Source organism: Phenylobacterium sp. (assembly GCF_044236515.1).
In the GTDB taxonomy this organism is placed as follows: domain Bacteria; phylum Pseudomonadota; class Alphaproteobacteria; order Caulobacterales; family Caulobacteraceae; genus Phenylobacterium.
In genome coordinates this window covers 1-26,698 of the sequence record NZ_JBIIGK010000028.1, presented here as the reverse complement: position 1 = coordinate 26,698, position 26,698 = coordinate 1, and the positions used below count along the sequence as shown (strand labels likewise).

Sequence of the window (26,698 nt, the reverse complement as noted above, 5' to 3'; positions counted from 1 at the left end):
TTCGACCAGCGCCGCCTCGTTGCCGAGCAGGGCGCCGTAGGTGAAGCTGCCGAGCGCCGTGATCGCCGCGAGCGACCAGAAGGCCCAGGTCCGCAGCGCGCGCAGGGCCGCGGCCTTGTCGTCGATGACCGCCGCCTCGGCTGGCCCAGCCTCGAAGGCGAGTTCTTCCTCTGTCGGCTTGCCGCCGCCCAACAGCCACATGGCCGGCAGCGACAGCGCGGCGATCAGCGCCGCCATGATCAGGCAGGCCGAGCGCCAGCCGACGCCGTCGATCAGATACTGCGTCAGCGGCGCGATCGTCAGGCCGCCGAAGTGCCAGCCGGCGTAGCAGATGGCGATCGCCAGGCCGAACCGGCGGCGGAACCAAGCCGAGGCCTGGGCCGTGACGCCGGCCATCATCATGATCTTGCCGACGCCCATCAGGCCGCGCAGCACGTACATGACGGTCAGGGAGTCGGTGAAGCTGACCAGCGCCAGGCAGACCGTCTCGAGGACCACCCCGGCGCACACCACGCGCACCGCGCCGAACCGCTCGATAGCCCGCCCGCCGAGCGGGGTCAGGGGCGCCGCCAGCCAGAATACCGACACCAGACCGGCCGTCGCCGCGCGGCTCCAGCCGAACTCCTCGCTGAGCGGCGGGACCATCAGCGAGAAGCCATAGAGGCCGCCGCCGTAGACCATCATGCCGGTGACGAACAACGCCGCCAGCACCCACCAGCCGCGATAGACGCCCGTCAGCCCCGCCATGACACCCCCCTTATCGTTGTCTCCCGGATCTCAGCCTCGGCCTCAGCCGAGGTGGATCCAGGTCGTCTTGATGTCGGTATACTTGTCGATGGCGTGCAGGGATTTGTCGCGGCCGAAACCTGACTGCTTGAATCCGCCGAACGGCGAGGAAATGTCGCCGTGGTCGAAGCAGTTGACCCACACCACGCCGGCCTTCAGCGCCTCGGAAGCCTTGAAGACGGTGTTGATGTCCCGGCTCCAGACCGCCGCGGCCAGGCCGTAGATGGTGTCGTTGCCGATCGCGATCGCCTCGTCGACGTTCTTGGCGCTGATCACCGACAGCACCGGCCCGAAGATCTCTTCCTGGGCGATGGTCATGTCGCGGCGGACATCCTCGAACACGGTCGGCGAGATGAAGTAGCCGTTCTCCCCGGCGACGGAGTCGCCGCCCAGCTTCAGCGCGGCGCCTTCTTCCGAGCCCTTGGCGATGTAGGCCATGACCCGCTTCATCTGGCTCTCGTCGACGACGGGGCCCATCTCGGTCTTGGGATCGAGGGGATCGCCGACCTTGATGGTCTTGGCGACCTTGATGACCTTCTCGACGAATTCCTCGCGGATCGGCTCCTCGACGATCAGGCGCGAGCCGGCGTTACAGACCTCGCCCTGGTTGTAGAAGATGCCCCAGGCCGCGGCGGTGGCGGCCGCGTCAAGGTCCGGCGCATCGGCCAGTACGATGTTCGGCGACTTGCCGCCGCATTCCAGGCTGACCCGCTTCAGGTTCGACTGGCCCGAATAGGTCATGAAGTACTTGCCGACCTCGGTGGAGCCGGTGAACGTCACCGCATCGACGTCCATGTGGACGCCGAGCGCCCGGCCGGCGGTCTCGCCGAAGCCGGTGACGACGTTGAACACGCCTTCCGGAATGCCGGCCTCGATGGCCAGTTCGGCGACCCGCAGGATCGACAGCGGCGACTGCTCGGCGGGCTTCAGGACCAGCGAGTTGCCGGCCGCCAGCACCGGCCCGATCTTCCACGCAGCCATCAACAGCGGGAAGTTCCACGGCACCACCGCGGCGACCACGCCGAGCGGCTCGCGGCGCATCAGCGAGACGGCCGAGCGGGCGGTGGGGGCGATCTCGTCGTAGATCTTGTCGATCGCCTCGCCGTACCAGCGGATGCAGGTGGCGGTCAGCGGCACGTCGACCCCCAGGGAGTCGCGGATCGGCTTGCCGACGTCCAGCGTCTCCAGCAGAGCCAGTTCCTCGCGATGCTGGTCGATCAGTTCAGCCAGCTTGACCAGCCGGCGGCCGCGCTGGGCCGGCGACATCCGCGACCAGACCCCGCTTTCGAAAACCTTGCGCGCCGCCCGGACGGCGCGGTCGACGTCTTCGGTGTCGCCGGCGGCTACATCGGCCAGCGACTTCCCCGTCGCTGGGTTGATCGAGGCGAAGGTCTTGCCCGAGGCGGCGTCCACGAACTTCCCGTCGATGAAGGCTTGGGTGCGCAGGCTCAGAGCGTTGGCCTTGTCGGCCCAGGTTTCTGTGGTGTCGAGGCTCATGGCGGGGATCCGATCGTCACTGAGATTTCAGATCGGCTTTTAACCCTCAGTGGCGGCGGATGCACGGCTTTCCAGCGCCGTCCGCAACGCCGAGGCCTTGGCCTCCGTCTCCCGGCGCTCGGCGGCGGGATCGCTGTCTGCCACGAGGCCGGCGCCGGCTCGCATCTCGACACTCCAGCCGTCGGCGTCCTGCGCGAAGGCCGCGGTGCGGATCAGGACGCTGGAATCGAAGCCCCCGTCGAAGCCCAGGCGGAACATGGCGCCGAAGAACGGGCCGCGCGGCGGCTCCAGGTCGGCGATCACCTTCATCGCCTGAACTTTTGGCGCGCCGGTGATCGAACCTGGCGGGAACGTCGCGTGCAGCAGGTCGACGGCGGTCCGCCCTTCCGCCAGCCGGCCGGTGACCTTCGAGACCAGGTGATGGACATTGGCGAAGCTCTCCAGCCGGAACAGCGCCGGCGCCGCCACGCTGCCGACTTCGCACACCCGCCCGAGGTCGTTGCGCATCAGGTCGACGATCATCAGGTTCTCGGCCCGATCCTTCGCGGAGGCGAGCAGGGCCTCGGCGTTGGCGCGGTCCTGCGCCAGATCCGCGCCGCGCGGCGCGGTGCCCTTGATCGGCCGGGTCTCTGCCAGCAGCACGCCGTCCTGCGCCCGAACCTCGACGAACCGCTCCGGCGAGTTTGAAACCAGCGCCAGACCCGGCAGGCGCAGGTAGCTGGCGAACGGCGCCGGACTGGCAATCGCCAGACCATCCAGGACATCCGCCGGCCGGGCGCCGGCCGCCAGCCTGCCGCGCCAGCGCCGCGCAATGTTCGCCTGGAAGATCTCGCCGGAGCGGATGCGAGCCACCACCTCTGCGACCGCCGCCTCGTACTCGTGGGGCGGGTCAGCCTCGAGATCGGCCCCCGGCGCAATCGCGCGGGGGGGCGGCAGCGAAAGCCAGCCCAACGCCTCTGCGGCCCAGGTCCGCGCCTCCTCGCTGTCGCTTCCACGGCCGATGGCGACGATCCTGCGGCGTCGGTGGTCGAACGCCAGCAGCGCCAGGTACCGCGCGCAGGCAAGGTCGGGCCAGCCCGAGAGCCTTGGCAGCCCGAGATGTTCGACGCGGTCTCCGAGCTCGTACCCCGCCAGCCCCGCTACGCCGCCCTGAAAGGGCGGACCCTCCGGATCAGCGGGCAGGGGCGGCCCGGCCAGCGCCGCGAGGGCCTCGAACGGATCGCGCGGATCGTCGGCCGCCAGCGTCAGCGTCGCATCAGGCCGCGCGGCGACGTAGGACCAGGGGCCGTCCCCATCGGAAATCAAGCCGATGGCCCACGGCTCTTCGGCCAAGGCCGTCAACACCGCCGCCGGCTCGCGCCAGGGCGCCTCGATAAACGCAACGGCTTGCATTCGACGAGGCTTTAGCGTGGCCGACCCGCTCGGGCTACCGTCTCCAGAGGGATCGTCATGGCCGGAATTCGCCCGGCCATGACCGGGGAGGGCGCCCGCCCTCAGGCCTCCTGGATCGCCGACAGCTTCCAGTCAGAACCCGGCTGGCGGACGAACGTCCACAGCTCGGTGGTCTCAGTCGGCTGGTCGGAGTCTCCGGCGATCATCTGGCCGCTGGCGCGGTCGATCATGTAGTCTCGGCTCTCGTAGCGGATCGCCGCCGTGACGTATTCGCGGTCGGCCTCGCGCCAGGCCTCGGCCACGTCGGCTTCCAGCAGGCGGGTGCCGCTCACTTGGTTCCGGCGGCCGCGCGTCGCGTTCTGGCTGAGCTCTTCGGACAGGAACGACATGATCTCGGGCGTCGTCCGCTCCCGCAGCGCGCCGTAGTCCTCTCGACCGAAGGCGTCCTGCACCTCGACCAGCAGGCGTTCGAAGGCGTCGCGGTCGGCGCTGGTGACGGCGATCTCGATTAGCGGACCGGAAGCCGCCGGGGTCGGCGGGACCGCGCCGCCGCCGTAGCCGTACGGCTGCTGCGGCGCCTCGAAGCGCGACGTCTGGCCATAGCCGGCCGCAGCGAGGGCGGGTTTCGGACGCCGGATCAGCTTCAACAGCAGGAAGATCGCCCCGCCGATCAGCGCGCCCTGGAGCAGGGCGGCGAAGATGCCGCCCATGCCGGCGCCGAAGCCGTTGCCCAGCAGGGCGCCGATCAGGCCGCCGGCCAGCAGGCCGCCCAGCATCCCGCCGGCGAAACCGCCGAAGCCCGGGCGCCGGGCCTGCGCCTGGGCCGGACCCGGCGTCGCGGCGTTGGGTCGGGCCGCCGTCTGCTGCCCCGGCTGCGGCGACGTCATCGAGCGCTGGACCGGCGCCGTCTGGTTTGGCGCGGTCTGGGTGCGCGGCGGTGCAGAGAAGGTGCGCCCGCCCCGGCTGCCGAAGCTGCCGCCACGCCGCGCGTCGGCGGGCTCGGCGGCCAGCAACGTCACCGCCAGCGTCACTCCAAGGGCGCAGCCCAGGCGCGTCCGCATACCACTCATGACTTAGATTCTCCCTTTGCCGCTCACATATAGGCGGCCCCGACCCGGGCCGGTAGCTCAGCCGGCGCCTACGCCTTCGAACAGGCCCGCATTGTAGTCGCGGATGGCGTCCATGATCTCCTCGCGGGTGGTCATGACGAACGGCCCGTGGGCCACCACCGGCTCGCTGATTGGCTCTGCGTGGGCGAACAGCAGGAGGGCGTCGGTCTCGGCGGCGATCTCTACCGTGTCGCCGGCAAGGTCGAGCTCGACGAGGTTCCATTCCGCCGCGGCGCGGCCGTTCACCGTCACCTGCCCCCGCGCCACGTAGAGAAAGACGCTCCGCCCGCTGAGCGAACCGAAACCCGTCCGCCCGCCGGCCTTGATCTCGATGGTGCTCATGAAGACGCCGGTCAGCGAGGCGATCGGCCCCGTCTGGCCGCCCCAGCTCCCGGCGATCAGGTTGACCGCGACACGCCCCTGGTCAGCCCCCAGCGCCGGGATCTGCTCGCGTTGCAGCCCGGTGTAGCGGGGCTGGGTCATCTTCAGCCGCGAGGGCAGGTTGACCCACAGTTGCAGGATCTCAAGCGGCCCGCCGGTCTGAAGGAAGCGCTCCGGCGACACCTCCGAATGGATCAGGCCGGAGCCGGCGGTCATCCACTGCACGCCGCCGGCCCCAATGATGCTCTCGTGGCCGGCGCTGTCGCGATGCGCAAGCTCCCCCTCGAGCACGAAGGTGACCGTCTCAAATCCACGGTGCGGATGCGGTCCGAACGGCAGGCCGCGGTTGTTCGGCGGATAGACCTGCGGGCCGTGGTGGTTGAGGAACAGGAAGGGGTCCACCTGCGCCACCTGCGGTCCAGGCACCGGGCGGCGGGTGGTCAGATCGCCGATGTCGTCGCGGTAGGCAGGGTGCTGGGCGGTGATCGTCTTGAGCGGCATCGGCGGTCCTTTTGAAGGACAACGCATAAGCCGGCGCGAGGTCCGCGCAAGCCGCCGCGCATCCCAAAGCCCAGCCTGGCGTTTGATCCCGACAGCGATTGTCAGGGAAGGAGCAGGCGTGGCGTCACGTTGGCCCGAGCGGCTTTGGATCGTGCGGCATGGCGAGAGCGCCGGGAACGTGGCCCGCAACCTGGCCGAGGCCTCGCGCCACGGCCGCATCGACATCGCCGACCGCGACGTCGACGTGCCGCTGTCCGCCCTGGGTGAGAAACAGGCGTGCGCGCTCGGCCGCTGGTTCTCCGAAATGCCCGCGGGCGAGCGACCGGAGGTGGTGCTGAGCAGCCCCTACGTGCGGGCCATGCGCACCGCCGACATCGTCCGCGACTGCGGTGGCTTCTCCCACGACACCCACCGGCCGACGCCGGACGAGCGGCTGCGGGAGAAGGAGTTCGGAATTCTCGACCGGTTGACCCGCTATGGCATCGCCGAACACCACCCCGAGCAGGCCGAGTTCCGCCGCCTGCTGGGCAAATTCTATCACCGCCCGCCGGGCGGCGAGAGTTGGTGCGACGTGATCCTGCGGCTGCGCAGCGCCCTCGACACCCTGTCGTTGCACCATGCCGGCCGAAGGGTGCTGATTGTCAGCCATCAGGTCGTGGTCCTCTGCCTGCGTTATCTGATCGAATGCATGACCGAGGAGGAGATCCTGGCCATCGACCGCGGCCAGGACGTCGCCAACTGCTCCGTCACCGAATACCGCTTAGACGGCTCGGCAGGGCCGAACGGCGAACTCAAGCTGTTCCGCTACAACTTCACCGCCCCGCTGGAGCGCGAGGGCGCGCCTGTCACGACCGAGCCGGACGCGGCCGTGGCGGCGCGATGAGCGCGCCGACGCTCGTCACGCCGGACTACCTCGCCGGCTGGCCGCCGCCTGCCGTCTCGGACCAGAGCGACAAGGAAGCGCGCGGCCGGGTGCTCGTGCTGGCCGGCGGCGCGGAGGTGGCCGGCGCCACCCGCCTGACCGGCGAGGCGGCGCTTCGGGCCGGGGCCGGCAAGCTGCAGATCGGGGCCCCAGCCAGCCTCGCCCGCGACTTGGCCCTGGCCCTGCCGGAAGCCCGGGTGATCGGCGCCCCCGAAACCCTGGCCGGCGAACTCGCGCCCGAGGCGGCGGAGGTGCTCGCTGACGCCTTGGCGAACTGTCAGGCCGCGGTGATCGGCCCTGGCATGATCGACCAGCGACCGGCCGGCGAACTGGCGCTGCGCATTGTCGAGGCCGGCGGCCCGCCGATGGTTGTCGACGCCGCTGCGATGGCGGCTCTCGGCGACCAGCCGGCGCGCACCGCCGCGCGACATGGCGAACTGGTGCTGACCCCCCACGCCGGCGAGATGGCCCGGCTGGTCGGCGCCTCCAAGGACGAGGTCTGCGCCGATCCGCTGGCCGCCGCCCGCCACGCGGCCGCGGCGCTGCAGGCGGTGATCGTGCTGAAGGGCGCCCGTACGGTGATCGTCTCGCCGGACGGTTCGGCCTGGCGACATGACGGCGGTCTGGCCGGCCTGGCCACGTCCGGCTCCGGGGACGTCCTGGCCGGCGTCATCGCCGGACTGATCGCCCGCGGCGCGCCGCCGGTTCAGGCCGCGGTCTGGGGCGTCGCCGCCCACGCGCGGGCCGGCGCCCGGCTGTCGCAGCGCGTGGCGCGTCTCGGCTTCCTGGCCCGCGAACTCGTCGACGAGGTGGCCCCGGCCCTCGCTGAACTGGGCGGCGCCTGACGGAAGGTCGTATACAGGCGGCAAGACCCATTCGGAGTTCGCGATGATCCTTCGCCCTTCCTGGCTGGCGTGCGCTTGCGCTGCGGCCCTGCTGATCGCCTGCGCCACCCCGGCCGCCCCGCCGGCCCCGCCGCTGGCCGACGCCCCGCCGCCGCCGGCGGCGCCGCGGCCCAAGCCCTATTTCGGAACCTTCGGTTTTGACGTCGCCGGCATGGACCGCAGCGTCGCCGCGGGTGACGATTTCTTCGCCTACGCCAATGGCGGCTGGGTCGCGCGGACGGAAATCCCGGCCGACCGCTCCAACCTGACGAGCTTCGCCGTCATCGCCGAGACCGCGGCCCAGCGTACCCGGGCCATCATCGAGGAGGCCGCGGCGACCGGCGCGGCCGAAGGCTCCGACGCCCGCAAGATCGGCGACTATTACGCCAGCTTCCTCGACGAGGCCGCCGTCGAGGCCCTCGGCGCCGCGCCCTTGAAGCCGGACCTTGCCCGCATCGACGCAATTCGTACCCGCGCCGACCTCGCCCGCCAGCTCGGCGCCACGCTGCGAGCCGACGTCGACGCCCTCAACGCCACCGATTTCTACACCGATCGGCCGCTCGGCGTGTGGGTCGCCGAGGACCTCGACGATACGACCAAGTACCGGCCCTATCTGATGCAGGGCGGCCTCGGCATGCCCGATCGGGAATACTACGTCGGGACCAGCGCGCGGTTCGCCGAGCTGCGCGACAAGTACAAGGCCCACGTCGCCGCCATGCTGCGGCTGGCCGGCTATTCTGACGTCGAGGCCCGCGCCGCCCGCGTCCTGGCGCTTGAGACCGCCATCGCCCGGACCCACTGGACCGTCGACCAGACCGCCGACATCACCAAGGCCAACACCGTCTGGACGCGCGCTGAGCTCGCCCGCAAGGCGCCGGGTCTCGACTGGGCCGCCTTCCTCACCGCCGCCGGACTGCAGGATCAGCCGCGCTTCGGCGCCTGGCAGGACACCGCCATCGCCGGCTTCGCCAAGCTGGCGGGCGACCAGCCGATCCAGGCCTGGCGCGACTACCTCGCTTTCCACGCCATCGATCGCGGCGCGCCCAACCTTTCGAAGGCGTTCGTCGACGAGCACTTCGCCTTCAACGGCCAGGCCCTCTCCGGCACGCCGCAGCAGCGCGAGCGCTGGAAGCGGGCGGTCGATGCGACCAGCGGCGCCCTCGGCGAGGCCGTCGGTCGCCTCTATGTTCAGCGCCACTTCAGTCCCGAGGCCAAGGCGCAGGTCGAGGAGATGGCGCGCAACGTCCTCACCGCCTTCGGCCAGCGTATCGACCGCATCGACTGGATGACCGCCGAGACCAAGGCCGAAGCCAGGCGCAAGCTGGCTAACTTCCGCGTCTACGTCGGCTATCCCAATAAGTGGCGGGACTATTCGGGCCTGACGGTGGTGCGCGGCGACGCCTACGGCAACGCCCAGCGGGCCGAACTCTTCGAATACCGCCGCAACCTCGCCAAGCTCGGCGGGCCGGTGGACCGCGAGGAGTGGTTCATGACGCCCCAGACGGTGAACGCCCTGTTCGCGCCGTCGCAGAACTCGATCATCTTCCCGGCCGGCATCCTGGAGCCGCCGTTCTTCGATCCCAACGCCGATCCGGCGGTCAACTACGGCGCCATCGGCGGGGTGATCGGCCACGAGGTCAGCCATGGCTTCGACGACCTGGGCGCCCAGTTCGATCGCGACGGCAACCTGCGCAACTGGTGGACGCCGGCCGATCTCGCTCAGTTCAAGGCGCGCACCAAGCGGCTCGCCGACCAGTACAGCGCCTATCAGGTCTTCCCCGACCTCAAGCTCAACGGCGAGCAGGTGCTGGGCGAGAACATCGCCGATGTCGCCGGCCTCGCCACGGCCTACGACGCCTGGAAGCTGTCGTTGGACGGCGCTCCGGCCCCGGTGCTTGATGGGGTCACCGGCGACCAGCGGTTCTTCCTCGGGTGGGCGCAGAACTATCGCACCAAATACCGCGAGGCGGCTCTGCGCCGGGCGGTGGTCACCGGCGTCCACTCGCCGGGCATGTACCGCGCCCTGACCGTCCGCAACCTCGACGCCTGGTACCCGGCCTTCGACGTCAGGCCGGGGCAGAGGCTGCACCTCGAACCTGCCGACCGGGTGCGCATCTGGTAGCGCCCATCCGGATCGAGGATCCCGCCGACCCCCGCATCGCCGACTACCTGGCGGTGCGCGAGCGCGACCTCGTCGGCCGCAATGGCCGGTTCGTCGCCGAAGGACGGGTGGTGGTTGAAAAGGCGATCGCCGCCGGCCGCCATCCGCTGACCTCGGTGCTGGTGGCCGAACAGCGCCTCCCGTCGATAACGGACCTCCTGTCCGGACTGACCGACGCGCCGGTCTATGTGGCCGCGCAGGGGGTGATGGACGCCATCGCCGGCTTCCCGATCCACCGCGGCATCCTGGCGGTGGGGAGACGCGCTGAGTTCTCGGCCGCGGAGCTGCTGGCCGGGCTGCCGACGCGAGCGCTGGTGGTGGCCCTGTCGGGGATCGCCAACCACGACAACATGGGCGGGCTGTTCCGCAACGCCGCCGCCTTCGGCGCCGACGCCGTGCTGTTCGACGCCGGGTGTTGCGACCCGCTTTATCGCAAGGCGATCCGCGTCTCGGTCGGCGCGGCCTTGGTTGTGCCGTTCGCCCGGGTGGAGGGCGATCTCGTCGCCATGCTCGCCGCCCACGGGTTCGAGGTGCTGGCGCTGTCGCCTTCGGGCGAGGTCGAGTTGGACGACGTCAGGCGGACGCCCCGCACGGCGGCGTTGTTCGGCGCGGAGGGACCGGGGCTGTCGCCGGAAGTCCTTTCTCGCACCCGGACAGTGCGGATCGCCATGAGCGGCGGGTTTGACAGCCTCAACGTTGCGACGACCAGCGGCATCGTGCTGCACCGCTTGGCCGCCGCTAGCCGAAGCGGACTCCGGAGATGACCACGTCCATCACCGTGTCGCGGAAGACGGCGGCGCCCGGCTCGCCGGCCGCCGCGCCTGCGGCGACGAAAAGCGGCGCAAGATGCTCCTCGCGCGGATGCGCCTCGCGGGCGTACGGGGCCCCGTCCCACGCCTGCAGGATCGCCTCGCGACCCTGCGGCTCGCTGACCGCCCGCGCCAGCCAGGCGTCGAACGCCGCCGACTTTGCGGTGAAGGCCGGGGTGAAACCGCGCATGTTGTGCCAGCTCATGCCGGAACCGATGATCAGCACCCCCTCGTCGCGCAGCGGCGCCAGGGCCCGCCCGGCGGCCAGATGCAGCGCCGGATCAAGATCGCCCTGAAGTGACATCTGAACCACCGGGATGTCGAACTTGGGCAAGGCCACCTTCAGCGGCACGAACACGCCGTGATCGTAGCCCCTGCGGGCGTCGCTCGCCGCGGGCAGCCCCGCCGCTTGCAGGCGCGCGACCACCTCGCTCGCCAGGCCCGGCGAGCCCGGCGGATCGAACTCAAGCCGGTAGGTGTGCTCCGGAAAGCCGCGGTAGTCGAAGATCAGCTCCGGGCGCTCGGCTGCGCCGACCGTGAACGCGCCCGCCTCCCAGTGCCCGGACACCACGAGGACCGCGCGCGGCGGCTCGGGGAGGTCGACGACAAGGCTCTTCAGCCACGCCGCCGTCTTGTCCCAGGTGTCGGCCGGGCCGCGGGTCCAGTCCATGAAGAAACATGGACCGGCTCCATGCGGGATGAAGAAGGTCGGCTGACGCATGGCCTTACGCCGCCTTCCTCGCGGCGTTCGCGGCGTGCCGGTCGATCAGGTCGGCAAACGCCGCGGCGAACTTGCCGAGGAACTGGCCGGTCTGCTCGTTGACCAGCTGGCCGTTCTCGTCGAACAGCGCCAGCGAGTTGCCGATATAGGCTTCCGGCTGCATCAGCGTCGGCATGTCGAGGAACACCAGCGTCTGGCGCAGGTGGTGGTTCGCGCCAAACCCGCCCAGAGCGCCGGCCGAGGTCGAGACCACCGCCGCCGGCTTGCCGCTCAGCGGCGCCTGGCCATAGGGACGTGAGCCCACGTCGATGGCGTTCTTCACCGCGCCGGGGATCGAGCGGTTGTATTCGGGCGTGACGAACAGCACCGCATCGGCGGCCGCGATCTTCTCGCGGAAGGCGGTCCATTCGACCGGCGGCGTCGCCGTCTCCAGGTCCTGGTCGTAGAAGGGCAGGGCGCCGATCTCGACGAAGTCGAAGCGCAGGTTCGTCGGCGCGCGCGCAGCGATCTCCTTGGCGATCTTCCGGCTGGCGGAATCCTTGCGCAGGCTGCCGACGATGACGGCGACGTTGCGGGGGTGGGACATGAGCGATCTCCGATAACGATGGCGGGAAGTTGGGGTCTCGCTCGGATGTTGATAATCCGGGCGGAGCGCATAAGTTTGTTGCCGAAGGAGAAGCAATCTTGGACCGCTTCGACGAGATGAACGCGTTCGCCGCCGTCGCGGAGGCGCGCAGTTTCACCCAAGGCGCCCGGCGGCTTGGCATCTCCGGGGCGCAGACGTCCAAGCTCATCGCCCGCCTGGAGAACCGGCTTGGCGCGCGGCTGCTGAACCGCACCACCCGCGACGTGTCTCTGACCGACACCGGCCGCGCCTACCTGGAGCGGGCCCGCCTGCTGCTCGAGGATTTCGACAGCCTGGAATCCTCGGTGCGCGACCAGAGCGGCCCGAGCGGGCTCCTGCGAATATCGGTCCCGGTGTCGTTCGGCGCCAGCCAGCTCACGCCCGCCCTGCTCGACTTCGCCTGCCAGTACCGGGACGTCGCCCTGGACGTCCATTCCACCGACCGGATGGTCAATCTGGTCGAGGACGGGTTCGACGTCGCCGTGCGCATCGGCGCCCTGGCCGACTCCTCGCTCGTGGCGCGGAAGCTGGCGGCGGTGCGCCTCGTCACCTGCGCCTCGCCCGACTACCTCGCCCGCGCCGGAACCCCGACCTCGCTGGAGGACCTGGCCGCCCACGAGGCGATCATCGACACCAACGCCAAGGACCCGACCGTCTGGCGCTTCGGCGGCCAGGGCGAGCGGCACGACGTGCGGGTGCGCGGCCGGCTCAGCTTCTCGGGCGCCCACGCCTGCGTCGCCGCCGCCCGTCAGGGCTTCGGCGTCACCCGCACGCCGGCCTTCGCGGCGGCGGACGACCTGCGATCCGGCGCCCTGACGCCGATCCTCTGCGGCTTCGAGCCGGAGATGATCTACGTCCACGCCGTCTACCCACATGCGCGGCATCTGGCGGCCAAGGTTCGGGTGTTCGTCGATTTCCTGGCCCAGCGCTACGCCGGCGAGCCCGAATGGCACCAGGGCTGGGGCAGCCGGCACCCCGTGCCCTACGCCGCCGCCGTCGCGCTCCCGACCAGCTGATCGCGCAGCAGGCCGAGCGCCGTCTCCAGCGCCTGCACCCGCACGGCCGCCCGGCCGACGTCGCCGTACCGCAGCTCGCGGTGCAGGGTCGGCCGGTTTGTGCGCGCGCAGGCGAAATGAACGAGCCCCGCCGGCTGGCCCGGCCCGCCCTCGGCGAAGCCGGTGATCGCCACCGCGACGTCGGCCCGGGAGTGGGCGAGGGCGCCCTCCGCCATCGCCCGGGCGCAGGCCTCCGACACCGCGCCGTCGGTCTCCAGGATCTGGGCCGACACGCCCAGCATCTCCTGCTTGGCCTCGTTGGTGTAGGTGACGAAACCCCGCTCGAAGGCGTGCGACCGCCCCGGCATGTCGGTCAGCAGCGACGCCAGCAGGCCGCCGGTGCAACTCTCCGCCGCCGCCAGCTTCAGGTTGCGGTCGCAGGCCTCGCGCAGGACGAAGTTCGCCAGGGTGTCCACGGCGCCGGGGATGGCGGGATCGAGCGCTTCGGCCATGGTCTGTCTCTTTCCCCGGACTGAACCCGTCGCCCAGGCGGCGGTTCCTCTTGCTTTTCCAGACGCTGGCGGCTCGTTAGGACCGATGACAGCGGAGCCGACAGTCACCGTCGCCGGCGCGGGCGCCCTTGGCCTCGTCACGGCCCTGGCCCTGGCCGACGCCGGGTGGCGGGTGACGCTTGCCGACCCCTCTGGGGCCAACGCCTCGGGCGTCGCGGCGGGCATGCTGGCCCCCGCCTTCGAAGCCGTCCTGGACGACTCCGCCCGGCCGCATTTCGAGGTCCTGCTCGCCGCCCGCAACCTCTGGCCGGCGCTCGAGGCGCGGGCCGGCGTGCGCCTTGACCGCGCCGGCGCGCTCGGCGTCGGCCCGGCGTCCTGGCTGGCCGAGGTCGCAGACGGCTTCGCCAGCCTCGGCTTGCGCGCCGCCGAACTGCCACGCGCCGCCGCCGAGGCCCTGACCGGCGGCCTGCCGTCAGACGCCGCGGCGTTGCTGACCCGCGAGGACTGGCGCCTCTCGCCGGCCCAGGCGCTGGGGGCCCTGCGCGCGGCGGCGCAGGACGCCGGCGTCGAGTTGCGCACGGACGAGGTGCGCGAACGCGGCGAGGCCGACTGGCTGGTGATCGCCACCGGCGCCTCGACGACCCTCGCGCAGGTCGCGCCGGAACTCGCCGCCCTGACGCCGATCAAGGGCCATATCCTGCGGCTGCCTGACGCTGCGCCGCCGGCCATGACCATCCGCGGGCCAGGCGTCTACATCGCCCCGGCCAATGGCGGCGTCGCGGTCGGCGCAACCATGGAGGCGGGCGTCGGCGACCCCGTCGTCGATCCGGCCCAGGGGCCGCCCCTCCTGGCCGCCGCCGCCCGCGTCACCCCGCGTCTGACGGGCGCCGCATACGAGCTCCAGGCCGGCGTCCGCGGCGCCACCCCCGACGGCCTGCCGCTGGCCGGGCTCAGCCGCACGCCCCGCGTGGCCATCGCCGCCGGCGCCCGTCGCAACGGCTGGTTGCTGGCCCCGCTCGTCGCCCGGGCCGTGGTCGCCCAGCTGACCGGCGCGGAGCCGGGACCGTTCGCCGCACGCCTCGATCCACGCCGCTTTGGCCCAGAAGGTTAGCGCCGCATTAACCATAACCGGGCCCCATAGGGGTCATGGCGATTCAGGCGATCCGAGGCGCGGTCGAGACGGCGATCCAGCGCGCGTCGAACGCCACCGGCGTCGACTTCTCGTTCCTGATGCGCACGGCCAAGCGCGAAAGCGGCTTCAACCCGCAGGCCAAGGCGTCGAGTTCCTCCGCCGCCGGCCTCTTCCAGTTCGTCGAACAGACCTGGCTCCAGACCCTCAAGACCCACGGCTCGAAGTACGGCTACGCCCGCTACGCCGAGCTGATCACCAGGAGCGCCGACGGCCGCTATCAGGTCGCCGGGGGCGAGGCACGCCGCGCGGTGATGGACCTGCGGCTCGACCCGCACGCCGCCTCGCTGATGGCCGGCGAACTGGCCTCCGACCACGCCGCTTACCTGAAGGGCCGGGTCGGGCGCGACCCGACCGCGGGCGAACTTTACGCCGCCCATTTCCTCGGGCCGCAGGGCTCGGCGAAGCTGATCGAGGCCGCGTCCTCGCGGCCCGACGCGGCCGCTCACCACCTGTTCCCTGACGCGGCCCGGGCCAACAAAGCCATCTTCTACCGCGACGGCCGGCCGGCCTCGGTGGCCGAGGTCTACGCCAATCTCACCCGCACCGGCGGCGCCGGCCAGGCGGTCGCCCCCGCCCAGGACGAGGACGGCGGCTTCATCCAGTACGCGAGTGCGCGCCGCGCCGATCGCGCCTCCGAACAGGACGCTCTCGTCGCCCTGATCCTGCGCGGCGCCCAGCCCGCCGACCAGCTCGGCGTCGGCACCCGCCTGACGGGCTCGATCTTCACCAGCGAGATGCTCCGCGTCCTCTCCGACGCCCGCGACAGCTGACGCGGGCTCTCTCCGTCTGCCGTCCTGGCCGGAAGAGGGAGCCTACCGCCCCGTCTGTTTCTGCTCCGCCTCGTAGAGCTTCCACTGCAGGTCGATGATGTAGGCCTGGATCGCCTTGGCGTCGGCCTCCGTCATCTTGGTCTTCACCAGCGGATAGTTGGCCCCGCCGTCGGCGAAGCCGGGCATGCCGCGCGCCCGGCTCGCGCCGTGCATGACCACCGCCATGAACCGGTCGTGGGCGTACTTCGGCATGTAGCGCAGGTCGGGGATCGCGCCGCCCAGGATCCAGGCGCCGCTGCCGTCGAGGCCCGCGCCGTGGCAGTTGGTGCAGCGGAATTTGTTGGCCGCCTGCTGGCCGGCGCGCAGGATGGCCGGGTCGGTGATGCGCGGCGGCGGTTGCGGGACGCGCGGCACGACCACCTGGCGGTCCGGGAACGGCGCCGTCCCGTTGAGCTTGAAGGCCAGCAACCGGGCGCGGCCGCGCTTTGATTCCGGCGTCGCCATGTGGCTGTTGGCCCCAAACAGGCGCGAGCTGGAACCGAACCCGACGGGGACCAGCACGTACTGTTCGCCGCCCTGGCGATAGGTCACCGGCGTGGAATGGATCGCCGAGCCGGTCTGCACCGACCATAGCTTGCGCCCGTCCTGGGCGGCGTAGGCGGAGAATTCGCCGGTCCCCTGTCCCTGGAACACCAGCCCGCTATGGGTGGACAGCACGCCGCTGTTCACCGACAGCGGCTGCGGGATCGACCAACGCGACTCCTGCGCCACAGGGTCCCAGGCCAGCAGCCGGCCGGCCGGGGCCGCGCCATAGCCGCCGCCTTCGGCGTAGTCGTAGATCGGGATGTAGGCGAGGCCGGTGTCGGGGTTGAAGCTCATCGGCCACCAGTTGCGGCCCGACAGGGTGCGCGGCTTGCCGCTGGCGTCCGGCCCGCTCAGGTCGGCCTGCCGCCGCTCGGACACCGGCTTGTGCGAGATCAACTGGCCGGTCTTGGCGTCGAGGATGAAGAAGATCCCCGACCGCGGCATGGTCAAAACCACGTGGCGGTTCTGGCCGCCGACGTTCAGGTCGGTGATGACGATGTTGTGGTTGTCCGGGTTGCCGGGATAGTTCGGGTTCGAAGGCTCATAGCCCTTCACGTGCTTGGCCGTGTGGTAGTGCCAGACGTATTCGCCGGTATCGGCCTTCACCGCCACGATCGAGCCCGAGAACAGCCGATCGCCACTGGTCTTCGAGGCGAAGTCGGGTCCGTCGCCCGGGGTTGCGGTGCCATAGATCAGCAGGCGGGTGGTCGGGTCGTAGGCCAGGGTGTTCCATACCGCCCCGCCGCCGGCTTCCCACCAGCGCTCGCCCGACCAGGTCTTGGCCGCCATCTCCAGCGCCTTGTTGGGCTGGCCCTTGGCCGGGTTCTCTGGCGTGTTCCAGAACCGCCAGGCCATCTTGCCGGTGTTGACGTCGAAGGCGGCCACCGACCCGCGGACGCCGGAGTCGGAGCCGTTGTAGCCGATATAGACCTTGCCGCCGCCGACCTGCGGCGCCCCGGTCGGCCCGGTCTGGGTGCTGTCGGCGCAGATCGGCGATTCCCACAGCTTGGCGCCCCGCTCGGCGTCCAGGGCGATCATCCGGCAATCGCCGGTGGCGACGAAGACCTTGCCTTCCCACACCGCGACGCCGCGGCTGGTCCGCGCGGCCCACGAGTTGCGCATGGCGGTCAGGTTGACCTGTGGGTCGTAGCGCCACTTCAGCCGGCCGGAGCTGGCGTCCACCGCATAGACGCGGTTGAGCGAGCCGGAGATGTAGATCACCCCGTCGACGACGATCGGCTCGACCGGCAGACCCATCGGGCTGTCGATGTCCAGCGACCAGGCCAGGCCCAGGTCCTTGACGTTGCCGGCGTTGATCTGGGTCAGCGGGCTGAACCGCTTGGCGCTGAAGTCGCGGCCGTTGACCAGCCAGTCGCCGCCGGCCGCCGCCTCGGCCTGCACCCGCGCCTCGGTCACCGCGCCCGGCCCCTTGGAAGCGGGCCCACGCGCCTGCTGCGCAACGGACGGTTGAACCACCATGGCCACGGCCAGCACGGCCGCGACGGAACCTGCGATCCGCTTCATCGACGCCCTCCCCAGGATCTTCTTGTCGGTCCGCTTGGGCGGATCCGTGATCTCAGATGGGCAGGTTGGACTGTCTGGGGCTGGCGGGCAAGGGTGGTGCCGGATGCAGGGATTGAACCCGCGACCTTCGGTTTACAAAACCGCTGCTCTACCGCTGAGCTAATCCGGCCCTTTGCGTCCGCGGACCGATGCCACGACCCGGCCCGCTTGCCAACTGCCCGACGCGGCGCAGCGTCCCGGGGGCGCGAAGGCGCTTGCCGCGCGCCGCCGTCGGACGATAGGTGAGACCTCAAACAGCTGGAGAGTCAAAGCGTGATCGATGATCTGGTGGTCGTCGCCGGCGGGGGCATCGGCGGGCTGGCGACGGCGCTGACGCTGCACCAGATCGGCGTGCCCTGCGTGGTCATGGAAGCGGCGCGCGAGATGCGTCCGCTCGGCGTCGGCGTGAACCTTCAGCCCAACGCCATCCGCGAACTCTACGACCTCGGCATCACCGAAGCCGAGCTCGACCGGGTCGGCAAACAGGCCAAGGAGTGGGCGCTGGTCGGCCTGAACGGCCACGACGTCTATTCTGAACCGCGCGGGCGCCTGGCCGGCTACGACTGGCCGCAGTACGCCATCCACCGCGGCGAATTCCACATGCTGCTCTACCGCAAGGTCGTCGAGCGGCTCGGCCCCCAGGCGGTGCGCCTCGGCTGCCGCGTCACCGGCTACCGCAAGACCGCCAGCGGGGTCGAGGTCCACTACGAACAGGCGGACGGGACGAAAAGGGAGGCGCACGCCCGGCTGCTGATCGGGGCGGACGGCATCCATTCGGCGGTCCGCTCCCAGATGCATCCGACTCAGCCGCCGATCCACTGGGGCGGGGCGATCATGTACCGCGGCGTGACCTGGGGGCGGCCGATCCGCACCGGCGCCTCGTTCGTCGGCCTCGGCACGCACCGCCATCGGGTGGTGTTCTACCCGATCTCCGAGCCGGACCCGGCGACGGGGCTGTCGATGATCAACTGGATCGCCGAGATCACCACCGACAACGCCGACGGCTGGAAGCATCCAGGCTGGTTCCGCGAAGTGCGGCCCGACGATTTCGCCCATCACTTCGACGGCTGGACCTGGGACTGGCTGGACGTGCCGGCGATGATCCGCGCCGCGGACTGCGCCTTCGAAAATCCGATGATCGACCGCGATCCCGTGCCCACCTGGGTCGATGGGCCGGTGGCGCTGCTCGGCGACGCCGCTCACGCCATGTATCCGACCGGCTCCAACGGCGCGAGCCAGGCGATCGTCGACGCCCGCGTTCTCGGGGCGGCCTTCTGCGAGCACGGCGCGACGCCCGCCGCCCTGGCGGCCTTCGACGCCAAGCTGTGCGGTCCGATCTCGCAGCTCATCCTGCGCAACCGCGGCGCGGGGCCGTTCGGCCTCCTGAACCTCATCGACGATCGTTGCGGCGGCGAGTTCGAGAACGTCGACGACGTCATCCCGGCCGCCGAGCGCGAGGCCTTCATGGCCGGCTACAAGGCCGCCGCCGGCTTCGCCATCGAGACCCTGAACGCCGCGCCGCCCACCATCGCGCCGGGCGCCCGAGTCGCGGCCCTCGCGAGCTAGAGCGAGGCGGGCATCGCCCGGCGGTACTGCACGAAGCCCGGCTTGTCGGCCACCTGGTCGTACAGCTTCATGGCGTCGGTGTTGGTCTCGTGCGTCAGCCAGTAGACCCGGCTGCAGCCCATCTTCGAGGCGGCGTCGTAGACATGGCCGATCAGTTTACGGCCGATCCCCTTCGCACGTCGGTTCGGGGCGACGAACAGGTCTTGCAGATAGCAGGTGTCCGCCGCCGTCCAGCAGGTGCGATGACGGATGTAATGGACATGGCCGACCGCCTCCTCGCCGTTCGGACCGTCGGTGTCCCAGGCCAAGGCGCACCACATCGGCTCGGCCGGGTCGAGCAGCCGACCAAAGGTGACATCACTGACCTCGGGCGGAATCACCACCTCGTAGAAGTTCTGGTAGCCGAGCCACAGAGGCTCCCAGACGGCCCGGTCGTTGGCGGTCAGCGGGCGGATTTCGATCGGCATTCTCAGGTCCTGTACGTTGCTCTGTGGTCAAGCTTACAGGATCGATTGCAGTTCTGCGATTGCACTTGACGAAGCCTCCGCCACGCCGTGCATTCCACCCAAACCAAACGGGAGGGACGGCCATGAGACGCCGCGATTTCATCACCGGCGCCGCCGGTGCGGGGCTGGCTGGTCCGGCCATGGCCCAGCAGCTGGCGTCGACCGTGGTCAAGCAGAAGCCGGACCTCGGAACCGATCTGGCCATCCTCAACGGCCGCATCTGGACCATGGACCCGTCCCGGCCGCGGGCCCAGGCCGCTCTGGTGCGCGCCGGGCGCATCGTTCATGTCGGCAGCAATGCCGAGGTCCAGGGCATGGCGCGCGGCGTGCGCCGCATCGACGCCGGCGGCCGCACGGTCGTGCCCGGCTTCATCGACAGCCACACCCACCTGGAGATTGCGTCCTACTACTACGCGGGACTGCAATCGGACGTGCACTCGCCGCCGATGACCAGCGTGCCGCAGATCCTCGGGGTCCTGCGGGCGCAGGCCGCCCGGACCGAACCGGGCCGCTGGGTGATCGGCCGCGGCTCCTTTGGCCTGCAGAACCTGCTGGCGGAGAAACGCTTCCCGACCCGCCTGGAGCTGGACACCGTCAGCGAGCGCCATCCGGTGGTGTTCATGGGCGGCTTCCACGGCTGGTCGATGAACACCATGGCCTTCAAGATGCTGAAGCTCTGGGACCCGGCCGAGGCGCGCGAAATCCGCTGGCGCGATGGCCGGCGCAAGGTCGGCACGGACGTCGCCCGCGACGCTGACGGCCGGCCGACCGGCGTCGTCACCGAGACCTTCGACCTGATCCCCAACGACGCCCACACCTATGCGGAGAAGCGTGAGGCGCTGCGCACCCAGGTCGTGCCGAACTTTTCGTCCAAGGGCATCACATCGGTCGTGACCATCCCGCTGTTCGATGACGACATGCCGGTGGTCCAGGAACTACAGGCGCAGGGCCAGCTGCCGATGCGGGTCCGCTACTATCCGACCGTGCCGGCGATGATCTCGCTGGAATCGGTCCGCCAGTTCGCTTTGTCGCCAGGTTTCGGCGACGACATGCTGCGCTTCGGCGGCATCAAGATCTTCGTGGCCGGGGCCGGCTATGACGCTGCGCTCAAGCCCGTGACCGATCTGAAGTGGACCCAGGAGGAGCTCGACGACGTCGTCTGGCGCGCCCACAAGCAGGGCCTGCAGATCCTTATGCACCAGGCCGGCGACAGCCTGCGTAACACCCTGGCGGCGGTGGAGAAGGCCCAGGCTCGGCTGCCCCGCGACCTGCGCCACCGCCTCGAGCACTACTCGACCCTGACGCCGGAGGAGATGGTCCGCATGCGCCGGCTCGGGATGAAGGTGGCGATCACCGCTCCGAACGGCCGCGGCGCACGGCCCGCCGGCTGGGCCGCCCAGCCGGTGCCGCGCTATCGCACCATGATCGAGCAGGGGTTGGAGCCGGTGGCGATTTCCGACGCCACCGGGACGGTGCCGTTCTTCTCGCCGATGCTGGGGATCGGCGGCATGGTCGCCTCGCCCCAGGAGGGCGGCTCGGCGCCGGCCGGCCAGTCGCCGGACCTCGAAGACGCCATCCGCATGTTCACCCAGTGGGCCGCGAACTCGATCTTCGAAGGCGACGCCAAGGGCTCGATCACACCGGGCAAGCTCGGCGACTTCGCGATCCTCGACCGCGACCTCACGACGACGAAAGCGGCGGATTTGTTCGACGTGAAAGTGGACGCCACTGTGCTAGGCGGACGGCCGATCTTCGAGCGCTAGCCTGCCTCAGAGCGCTAGCTGCGCGTCCAGTCAAGGCAGCCGGCCGGCAGGCCGGCCCCGCTGACCAGCAGCGCACCATGGCGGTATAGCGTCCAGCGGCGCCCGGGTGGCACGTCCGCGACCACGATCCCCATCCGGCCGTCGGCCGAGACCAGCCGCGCTTCTGCATGGGCGAGGGCAGCGAAGACCTGGTCAGGCCGCAGACCCGGCCGGAACACCACGGTGGCGAACGCCTGCGGAGGGGGCGGCCACAAGGCCCAAACGGCGGCAATCCCCGTCGCCGCCGCAAGCAGCACCACCGCTGCGCTGGCCCCGAGCCGCCTGGGCCTTTTCGGCCCACCCATTAGCCAGAAGCCGATGAGGAGCGGGACGAGGCCGAAGGCCACCAGCCAACCGAGGTCCCAAGCCAGCGGGTCGTCGCTGTCCACCCGGATGCGGTGAATGCCCAGCAGCCAATGAAAGAGAGCGGCGTCGACGACTTGCCAGGCGCCGAACCCCAGCAGAACGGCGGCCAGCATCCGACGTGGATCGCCGCGCTGACGCCGTCGCCAGAGCCCGAGCAGGGCCGCCGCTGCCAGAACGTACATCAGGGCGTGGAAATAGCCGTCCCAAAGCACCTGCACGCGAAGGTCGTCCATGCCGCGAACGAGGCTCAACAGGTGATGCCACTGCAGGATCTGGTGCAGCAATATGCCGTCGAAGAAGCCAGCGAGGGCGACGCCCAGCAGCATTGCCCAGCCGATCGAGCCTGACACCCGCATGTGGCGCTCCCGTAGAGCTCCAACGCCCGGCTTGCCGGCGTGTTCGCCCGATTCAGATTTGACGGTCTCTGCGGTGCCGGACCAGCCAGGCGGCGATGACGCCGGTGGCGACGACGCCGATCAGCAGGGTCGAGACGGCGTTGATCTGCGGGTTCACGCCCAGCCGCACCTGGCTGTAGAGCCGCATCGGCAGGGTCGTGGCCCCGGGCCCGGAGGTGAAGCTGGCGATCACCAGGTCGTCCAGCGACAGGGTGAAGGCCAGCATCCAGGCCGCCGCTACCGCCGGCGCGATGTTGGGCAAGGTGACTTTCAGGAAGGCGCCTACGGGCGTGCAGCCGAGGTCCTGCGCGGCCTCTTCCAGGCTGCGGTCGAAGTCGGCGAGCCGCGCTTGGATGACCACCGTGGCGTAGCAGAGCGTCACCGTCGCGTGGCTGAGCGTCACCGTCCAGAAGCCGCGCGGCAGCCCCAGGCTGACGAACAGCAGCAGCAGCGACAGCCCCAGGATCACCTCCGGCATGACGAGGGGCGCGTAGATCATCCCGAGGAACGGCAGCCGTCCCCGGAACCCGCCGCCGCGCACCAGGGCGATGGCGGCCAGAAGGCCGAGCCCCGCCGCCAGCGTCGCCGAGATCACCCCGACCCGCAGCGTCACCCAGATCGCGTCCAGCATCTGCTGGTCGCGGAAGAGGGCGCCATACCAGCGGGTCGAGAATCCGCCCCAGACGGTGACCAGCCGGCTGTCGTTGAACGAATAGAGCACCAGCAGGACGATCGGCGCGTAAAGGAAAGCCAGGCCGAGCCCGACCGCGACCTTGTTGAAGGCCGTGGGTCCGCTGCGTCGGCCGCTCATCGGAGGAACCGCGCCTGGCTGCGCTGGAAGACGACGATCGGGATCACCAGCGTCGCCAGCAGCACCACCGCCACCGCGGAGGCCGCCGGCCAGTCGCGGTTGGCGAAGAACTCGGTCCAGACGGTCTTGCCCAGCATCAGGGTGCCGGAGCCGCCGAGCAGGTCGGGGATCACGAACTCGCCGACCATCGGAATGAAGCACAGCAGCGAGCCGGCCAGCACGCCAGGAAGGGACAGAGGGAAGGTCACCCGCCAGAACGCGCCCACCGCCGTCGCCCCGAGGTCCCGCGCCGCCTCGATCAGGCTCTCGTCCTGCTTCTCCAGCACCGCGTAGAGCGGCAGCACCATGAACGGCAGGTAGGCGTAAACCAGGCCGATCAGCACGCCGGCGTCGCGGTTCAGCAGGTTGACGGCCGGCAGGCCCAACGCCGCGAGGCCGGCGTTGAGCAGGCCGGCGGGCTTGAGGATCGCCACCCAGGCGTAGATGCGGATCAGGAAGCTGGTCCAGAACGGCAGGATCACCGCCATCACCAGGGCGTTGCGCGTCGCCGTCGGGAATCGGCTGATGCCGTAGGCGATCGGATAGCCGATCAGCAGCAGGATCAGCGTCGCCAAGGCCGCGAACTTCAGGCTCGACAGATAGGCGACAGCGTAAAGCTGGTCCTGCGTCAGCCGCGCGTAGGTCTCGAAATCCAGGGCGCGGACGAACGCCGCCAGCCCCTCAGCGCCGGCGCTCCAGTCGATCCGCGGCGCATAGGGCGGGATCGCCAGCGCCACGTCCGACAGCGACAGCTTGGCCACCAGCAGGAACGGGAAGGCGAAGAACAGGCCGAGCCAAAGATAGGGCAGGACCGCCGCCAGTCCCGCGCGCTGCGCCTTCACTGGGAGAGCGCCTTCATTGGGTCAGCACCACGGCGGCGTCGGGGTCGAAGGTCAGCCAGACCTTGTCGTCCCAGCCGATCGGCCGCTCCACCGTCCGGGTGGCGTTGGCGCGCGCCGCCCGCACCGTCCGGCCCGGCGCGATCTCGACCACATAGGTCGTCCAGTCGCCGAGGTAGGCGATGTCCACCACCTCGCCGGCCAGGCGGTTCGGCCCCGCGGGCGGCGGGTCCGGATGGAGGACCATCTTCTCGGGCCGCACCGCCAGCCAGGCCGTGGCGTCGTGCGCCTGCGGCCCGCTGAGCGCGACCAGCCCGTCCGCCGCCTCGGCCGAGGTCAGGCGCAGGCGACCGTCCTCGGTCCCCGCCACCCGGCCTTCGAACAGGTTCACCTCGCCGATGAAGTCGGCCACGTAGCGGCTGGCCGGCGCCTCATAGACTTCCGCCGGCCGGCCGATCTGCACGATCTGGCCTGAGCGCATCACCGCGATCCGGTCGGCGGTGACCATCGCCTCTTCCTGGTCGTGGGTGACGATCATGAAGGTGATGCCGAGCTCGTGCTGCAGGCGCATCAGTTCGAACTGCGTCTCGTCGCGCAGCTTCTTGTCGAGGGCGGCCAGGGGCTCGTCCAGCAGCAGGATGCGCGGACGCGGGGCGATCGCCCGCGCCAGGGCGACCCGCTGGCGCTGTCCGCCGGAAAGCTGGTCGGGGCGGCGGCCGCCCAGGCCCTCGAGCCGGACCAGGGCCAGCATCTCCTCGACCCGGGCCGAGGCCTCCGTCTTCGACAGTTTCTGGGGCTTGAGGCCGAACGCGATGTTCTGGGCGACGCTGAGGTGTGGAAACAGGGCGTAGGACTGGAACATCATGTGCACCGGCCGCGCGTGCGGCGGCAGGCGGGCGATGTCCTGGCCTTCCAGCAGAATGCGGCCGGCGTCCGGCGCCTCGAACCCGGCCAGCATCCGCATCAGGGTGGTCTTGCCGCAGCCAGACGGGCCGAGCAGGGCGAAGAACTCCCGCTCGTAGATGTCGAGGCTGACGTCCTTCACCGCATGGACGTCGCCGAACCGCTTGGTGACGCCCTCGAAACGGACGAGCGGCCGCGCGCCGGGCGCTTCCCAGGGCGCGAACGCCGAGCGGACGGCGCCGAGGGAGCGGGGCCCGCTCACTGACCGGTCAGCACCCGCGTCCACTGCCGGTTCACCTCCCTCAGCAGGGCCTGGTCCTTGGCGGTGGTGACGAAGAAGCGGCTGACCACCTCGGCCGGCGGATAGACCGTCGGGTCGTTGCGCACCGCCTCGGCCACCAGCGGCGTCGCCTTGGCATTGGCGTTGGCATAGTGGGTGAAGTTGGTCGCGCGCGCCGCGATTTCCGGCCGCAGCATGAATTCCAGAAACTTGTGCGCCGCCTCGGTGTTCGGGGCGCCGGCGGGAATGGCGAAGACGTCGAACCACACCTGCGTGCCTTCCTTGGGGATGGCGTAGGCGACCTTCACACCGTTGCCGGCCTCGGCCGCTCGGTCCTTGGCCTGCAGGATGTCCCCCGAATAGCCGATGGCCAGGCAGACGTCGCCGTTGGCCAGACCCTCGACGTACTCCGACGAGTGGAACTTGCGCACATAGGGGCGGATCTTCAGCAGCATGTCGGTCGCCGCCGCATAATCCGCTGGGTTCTTCGAATTCGGGTCGCGTCCCAGGTAGTGCAGGGCGACCGCATACATGTCCTCGGACGCGTCCAGGAAGTTGACGCCGCAGTCCTGGAGCTTGGCGAGGTTCGCCGGCTCGAACACAACCTTCCAGCTGTCGATGGCGACGCCCGGCAGCCGCTTGGCCACCGCGTCAGCGTTGTAGCCGATGCCGATCGTGCCTTGCATGTAGGGGACGGTGTAGCGGCCGCCCGGATCGAACGGCTCCATGTGCCGCATCATCTCCGGCGACAGGTTGGCGAGGCCGGGCAGCTTCGCCTTGTCGAGCGCCTGGATCGCGCCAGCTTGAATGTAGCGCGGCACGTTGTGGTTCGACGGCGCGACGATGTCGTAGCCGGTGTCGCCCTGCAGGACCTTGGTCTCGAGCACCTCGTTGGAATCGAAGGTGTCGTAGCGGACCTTGATCCCGGTCTCCTTGGTGAACTCCTCAAGCAGCGCCGGGTCGATGTAGTCCGACCAGTTCAGGATGCGCAGCTCGCCCGCGCCGCCGCCGCCCTGGCCACAGGAGGCGACCGCCAGGGCCGCCGCCGCTCCGGCGATCGCGCGCCACCATCCGCCCATGCGTCTCGTCCTCCAGCCGGGAGCGATCCGCCCTCCGGTCCCCGGCCGAACGTTTATAGGCGCCGCGGGCTCCGCCTCAATCCCAACTGCGCTACGCGCTAGCGGTTGGGCGTCGCCGCGGCCTATAAGGCGCCGTCTTTCCAAGCCCGGAAGCCTTATGTCCCGCATCCTGATCACGTCCGCGCTGCCCTACATCAACGGGATCAAGCACCTCGGGAATCTCGCCGGCTCGATGCTGCCGGCCGACGTCTTCGCGCGGTTCAAGCGGGCCGAGGGCAATGAGGTCCTCTACATCTGCGCCACCGACGAGCACGGCACCCCGGCGGAGCTCGCCGCCGCCGCCGCCGGCCAGGACGTGCGCACCTATTGCGACGAGCAGCACGAGATCCAGAAGACCATCGGCGCCGCCTACGGCCTGTCGTTCGACTGGTTCGGCCGCTCGTCCAATCCGCCGAACCACCGCCTGACCCAGCACTTCTGCGAGGTCCTGGAGGAAAAGGGCCTGATCGAAGAGCGGACCGATCGGATGATCTATTCCCTCGACGACAGGCGCTTCCTGCCGGATCGCTACGTCGAAGGGACCTGCCCGGTCTGCGCCTATCCGAAAGCGCGCGGCGACCAGTGCGACAACTGCGGCCGCTTGCTCGATCCGCTGGACCTGAAGGACCCGTACTCGGCCGTCTCCGGCTCGCGGAACCTCGAGGTGC

General features: G+C 70.3%; 25 protein-coding genes and 1 tRNA gene. 10 read left to right on the top strand and 16 right to left on the bottom strand.

Features of this window, described 5'->3' with window-relative positions; genetic code table 11:
- The 5 genes from ACILRF_RS05000 to ACILRF_RS04980 form a co-directional block, all read right to left on the bottom strand.
- On the bottom strand, positions 1 to 747 hold a 747-nt coding region (locus tag ACILRF_RS05000; RefSeq protein ID WP_395671172.1), incomplete at its 3' end, for an MFS transporter.
- A 42-nt stretch (positions 748 to 789) separates the two neighbouring features.
- Positions 790 to 2,283: an aldehyde dehydrogenase gene (locus ACILRF_RS04995; RefSeq protein ID WP_395671171.1), complete on the bottom strand. Its 1,494-nt coding sequence runs from the start codon at positions 2,281 to 2,283 to the stop codon at positions 790 to 792.
- A gap of 39 nt (positions 2,284 to 2,322) precedes the next feature.
- On the bottom strand, positions 2,323 to 3,675 hold the full coding sequence (locus ACILRF_RS04990) for an anthranilate synthase component I family protein (RefSeq protein WP_395671170.1): 1,353 nt from the start codon (positions 3,673 to 3,675) through the stop codon (positions 2,323 to 2,325).
- Positions 3,676 to 3,776: 101 nt separating this feature from the next.
- Positions 3,777 to 4,745 carry a Tim44-like domain-containing protein gene (locus ACILRF_RS04985; RefSeq protein WP_395671169.1) on the bottom strand — a complete coding sequence of 323 codons (969 nt, stop codon included), beginning with the start codon at positions 4,743 to 4,745 and terminating at the stop codon, positions 3,777 to 3,779.
- A 57-nt stretch (positions 4,746 to 4,802) separates the two neighbouring features.
- Positions 4,803 to 5,666: a pirin family protein gene (locus ACILRF_RS04980; RefSeq protein ID WP_395671168.1), complete on the bottom strand. Its 864-nt coding sequence runs from the start codon at positions 5,664 to 5,666 to the stop codon at positions 4,803 to 4,805.
- Between the two features lie 118 nt (positions 5,667 to 5,784).
- Between ACILRF_RS04980 and ACILRF_RS04975 the strand changes: the two genes are divergently transcribed.
- The 4 genes from ACILRF_RS04975 to ACILRF_RS04960 are packed head-to-tail and all read left to right on the top strand — an operon-like array spanning position 5,785 to position 10,397.
- Complete coding sequence (locus ACILRF_RS04975) at positions 5,785 to 6,549, top strand: histidine phosphatase family protein (RefSeq protein WP_395671167.1); 765 nt, start codon at positions 5,785 to 5,787, stop codon at positions 6,547 to 6,549.
- Entirely contained in the window at positions 6,546 to 7,433 is an 888-nt protein-coding gene (locus tag ACILRF_RS04970) for an NAD(P)H-hydrate dehydratase (RefSeq protein ID WP_395671166.1), read from the top strand. The genes ACILRF_RS04975 and ACILRF_RS04970 overlap by 4 nt, the downstream gene beginning before the upstream one ends.
- A 43-nt stretch (positions 7,434 to 7,476) precedes the next feature.
- The gene (locus tag ACILRF_RS04965; RefSeq protein WP_395671165.1) at positions 7,477 to 9,594 is read left to right on the top strand and encodes a M13 family metallopeptidase; all 2,118 of its coding nucleotides are present in this window, start codon (positions 7,477 to 7,479) and stop codon (positions 9,592 to 9,594) included.
- Positions 9,595 to 9,647: 53 nt separating this feature from the next.
- Positions 9,648 to 10,397, top strand: coding sequence for a TrmH family RNA methyltransferase (locus ACILRF_RS04960; protein WP_395671164.1), 750 nt, complete (start codon positions 9,648 to 9,650; stop codon positions 10,395 to 10,397).
- Here ACILRF_RS04960 and ACILRF_RS04955 read toward each other — a convergent pair.
- A complete protein-coding gene (locus tag ACILRF_RS04955) occupies positions 10,372 to 11,163 on the bottom strand; it encodes a DODA-type extradiol aromatic ring-opening family dioxygenase (RefSeq protein WP_395671163.1) in 792 nt (263 codons plus the stop codon). The genes ACILRF_RS04960 and ACILRF_RS04955 overlap by 26 nt on opposite strands.
- Before the next feature lie 4 nt (positions 11,164 to 11,167).
- On the bottom strand, positions 11,168 to 11,749 hold the full coding sequence (locus tag ACILRF_RS04950) for an NADPH-dependent FMN reductase (RefSeq protein ID WP_395671162.1): 582 nt from the start codon (positions 11,747 to 11,749) through the stop codon (positions 11,168 to 11,170).
- A 98-nt stretch (positions 11,750 to 11,847) separates the two neighbouring features.
- Between ACILRF_RS04950 and ACILRF_RS04945 the strand changes: the two genes are divergently transcribed.
- Entirely contained in the window at positions 11,848 to 12,804 is a 957-nt protein-coding gene (locus ACILRF_RS04945; protein ID WP_395671161.1) for a LysR family transcriptional regulator, read from the top strand.
- Here the strand turns inward: ACILRF_RS04945 and ACILRF_RS04940 are convergent.
- Positions 12,771 to 13,295, bottom strand: coding sequence for a CinA family protein (locus ACILRF_RS04940; protein WP_395671160.1), 525 nt, complete (start codon positions 13,293 to 13,295; stop codon positions 12,771 to 12,773). The two genes, ACILRF_RS04945 and ACILRF_RS04940, sit on opposite strands and share 34 nt — an antisense overlap.
- Before the next feature lie 85 nt (positions 13,296 to 13,380).
- Here ACILRF_RS04940 and ACILRF_RS04935 point away from each other — a divergent pair, with 85 nt between their 5' ends.
- Complete coding sequence (locus ACILRF_RS04935; RefSeq protein WP_395671159.1) at positions 13,381 to 14,406, top strand: NAD(P)/FAD-dependent oxidoreductase; 1,026 nt, start codon at positions 13,381 to 13,383, stop codon at positions 14,404 to 14,406.
- 35 nt (positions 14,407 to 14,441) lie between these two features.
- The gene (locus tag ACILRF_RS04930) at positions 14,442 to 15,257 is read left to right on the top strand and encodes a transglycosylase SLT domain-containing protein (protein ID WP_395671158.1); all 816 of its coding nucleotides are present in this window, start codon (positions 14,442 to 14,444) and stop codon (positions 15,255 to 15,257) included.
- A gap of 42 nt (positions 15,258 to 15,299) precedes the next feature.
- Here the strand turns inward: ACILRF_RS04930 and ACILRF_RS04925 are convergent, their stop codons facing one another.
- The gene (locus ACILRF_RS04925) at positions 15,300 to 17,366 is read right to left on the bottom strand and encodes a PQQ-binding-like beta-propeller repeat protein (protein ID WP_395671157.1); all 2,067 of its coding nucleotides are present in this window, start codon (positions 17,364 to 17,366) and stop codon (positions 15,300 to 15,302) included.
- A 94-nt stretch (positions 17,367 to 17,460) separates the two neighbouring features.
- Positions 17,461 to 17,535: transfer RNA gene (locus tag ACILRF_RS04920), tRNA-Thr, on the bottom strand.
- A gap of 143 nt (positions 17,536 to 17,678) precedes the next feature.
- Between ACILRF_RS04920 and ACILRF_RS04915 the strand changes: the two genes are divergently transcribed.
- Entirely contained in the window at positions 17,679 to 18,971 is a 1,293-nt protein-coding gene (locus ACILRF_RS04915) for a flavin-dependent oxidoreductase (protein WP_395671156.1), read from the top strand.
- On the opposite strand, the gene ACILRF_RS04910 is transcribed toward ACILRF_RS04915, so the two are convergent.
- Positions 18,968 to 19,438, bottom strand: coding sequence for a GNAT family N-acetyltransferase (locus tag ACILRF_RS04910; protein WP_395671155.1), 471 nt, complete (start codon positions 19,436 to 19,438; stop codon positions 18,968 to 18,970). The two genes, ACILRF_RS04915 and ACILRF_RS04910, sit on opposite strands and share 4 nt — an antisense overlap.
- A gap of 122 nt (positions 19,439 to 19,560) precedes the next feature.
- Between ACILRF_RS04910 and ACILRF_RS04905 the strand changes: the two genes are divergently transcribed.
- On the top strand, positions 19,561 to 21,240 hold the full coding sequence (locus ACILRF_RS04905) for an amidohydrolase (protein WP_395671154.1): 1,680 nt from the start codon (positions 19,561 to 19,563) through the stop codon (positions 21,238 to 21,240).
- A 14-nt stretch (positions 21,241 to 21,254) separates the two neighbouring features.
- On the opposite strand, the gene ACILRF_RS04900 is transcribed toward ACILRF_RS04905, so the two are convergent.
- From ACILRF_RS04900 to ACILRF_RS04880, 5 genes are read right to left on the bottom strand one after another with little or no spacing between them, the layout of a single operon-like run.
- A complete protein-coding gene (locus ACILRF_RS04900) occupies positions 21,255 to 22,001 on the bottom strand; it encodes a DUF2243 domain-containing protein (RefSeq protein ID WP_395671153.1) in 747 nt (248 codons plus the stop codon).
- Between the two features lie 52 nt (positions 22,002 to 22,053).
- Entirely contained in the window at positions 22,054 to 22,851 is a 798-nt protein-coding gene (locus ACILRF_RS04895) for an ABC transporter permease (protein WP_395671152.1), read from the bottom strand.
- Positions 22,848 to 23,732: an ABC transporter permease subunit gene (locus tag ACILRF_RS04890; RefSeq protein WP_395671151.1), complete on the bottom strand. Its 885-nt coding sequence runs from the start codon at positions 23,730 to 23,732 to the stop codon at positions 22,848 to 22,850. The genes ACILRF_RS04895 and ACILRF_RS04890 overlap by 4 nt, the downstream gene beginning before the upstream one ends.
- 13 nt (positions 23,733 to 23,745) lie before the next feature.
- Positions 23,746 to 24,894, bottom strand: coding sequence for an ABC transporter ATP-binding protein (locus ACILRF_RS04885; protein ID WP_395671150.1), 1,149 nt, complete (start codon positions 24,892 to 24,894; stop codon positions 23,746 to 23,748).
- Entirely contained in the window at positions 24,891 to 25,991 is a 1,101-nt protein-coding gene (locus tag ACILRF_RS04880; protein WP_395671149.1) for a polyamine ABC transporter substrate-binding protein, read from the bottom strand. The genes ACILRF_RS04885 and ACILRF_RS04880 overlap by 4 nt, the downstream gene beginning before the upstream one ends.
- Positions 25,992 to 26,148: 157 nt before the next feature.
- Between ACILRF_RS04880 and ACILRF_RS04875 the strand changes: the two genes are divergently transcribed.
- Positions 26,149 to 26,698 (top strand): class I tRNA ligase family protein (locus ACILRF_RS04875; protein ID WP_395671148.1); only part of this gene is annotated, 550 nt, incomplete at its 3' end.

What these genes read in the sequence shown, in the direction of transcription:
- ACILRF_RS04995 (WP_395671171.1), bottom strand. Translation starts at nt 2,283, where the DNA reads ATGAGCCTCGACACCACAGAAACCTGGGCCGACAAGGCCAACGCTCTG.
- ACILRF_RS04990 (WP_395671170.1), bottom strand. Translation starts at nt 3,675, where the DNA reads ATGCAAGCCGTTGCGTTTATCGAGGCGCCCTGGCGCGAGCCGGCGGCG.
- ACILRF_RS04985 (WP_395671169.1), bottom strand. Translation starts at nt 4,745, where the DNA reads ATGAGTGGTATGCGGACGCGCCTGGGCTGCGCCCTTGGAGTGACGCTG.
- ACILRF_RS04980 (WP_395671168.1), bottom strand. Translation starts at nt 5,666, where the DNA reads ATGCCGCTCAAGACGATCACCGCCCAGCACCCTGCCTACCGCGACGAC.
- ACILRF_RS04970 (WP_395671166.1), top strand. Translation starts at nt 6,546, where the DNA reads ATGAGCGCGCCGACGCTCGTCACGCCGGACTACCTCGCCGGCTGGCCG.
- ACILRF_RS04965 (WP_395671165.1), top strand. Translation starts at nt 7,477, where the DNA reads ATGATCCTTCGCCCTTCCTGGCTGGCGTGCGCTTGCGCTGCGGCCCTG.
- ACILRF_RS04955 (WP_395671163.1), bottom strand. Translation starts at nt 11,163, where the DNA reads ATGCGTCAGCCGACCTTCTTCATCCCGCATGGAGCCGGTCCATGTTTC.
- ACILRF_RS04950 (WP_395671162.1), bottom strand. Translation starts at nt 11,749, where the DNA reads ATGTCCCACCCCCGCAACGTCGCCGTCATCGTCGGCAGCCTGCGCAAG.
- ACILRF_RS04940 (WP_395671160.1), bottom strand. Translation starts at nt 13,295, where the DNA reads ATGGCCGAAGCGCTCGATCCCGCCATCCCCGGCGCCGTGGACACCCTG.
- ACILRF_RS04935 (WP_395671159.1), top strand. Translation starts at nt 13,381, where the DNA reads ATGACAGCGGAGCCGACAGTCACCGTCGCCGGCGCGGGCGCCCTTGGC.
- ACILRF_RS04930 (WP_395671158.1), top strand. Translation starts at nt 14,442, where the DNA reads ATGGCGATTCAGGCGATCCGAGGCGCGGTCGAGACGGCGATCCAGCGC.
- ACILRF_RS04925 (WP_395671157.1), bottom strand. Translation starts at nt 17,366, where the DNA reads ATGAAGCGGATCGCAGGTTCCGTCGCGGCCGTGCTGGCCGTGGCCATG.
- ACILRF_RS04910 (WP_395671155.1), bottom strand. Translation starts at nt 19,438, where the DNA reads ATGCCGATCGAAATCCGCCCGCTGACCGCCAACGACCGGGCCGTCTGG.
- ACILRF_RS04905 (WP_395671154.1), top strand. Translation starts at nt 19,561, where the DNA reads ATGAGACGCCGCGATTTCATCACCGGCGCCGCCGGTGCGGGGCTGGCT.
- ACILRF_RS04900 (WP_395671153.1), bottom strand. Translation starts at nt 22,001, where the DNA reads ATGCGGGTGTCAGGCTCGATCGGCTGGGCAATGCTGCTGGGCGTCGCC.
- ACILRF_RS04895 (WP_395671152.1), bottom strand. Translation starts at nt 22,851, where the DNA reads ATGAGCGGCCGACGCAGCGGACCCACGGCCTTCAACAAGGTCGCGGTC.
- ACILRF_RS04880 (WP_395671149.1), bottom strand. Translation starts at nt 25,991, where the DNA reads ATGGGCGGATGGTGGCGCGCGATCGCCGGAGCGGCGGCGGCCCTGGCG.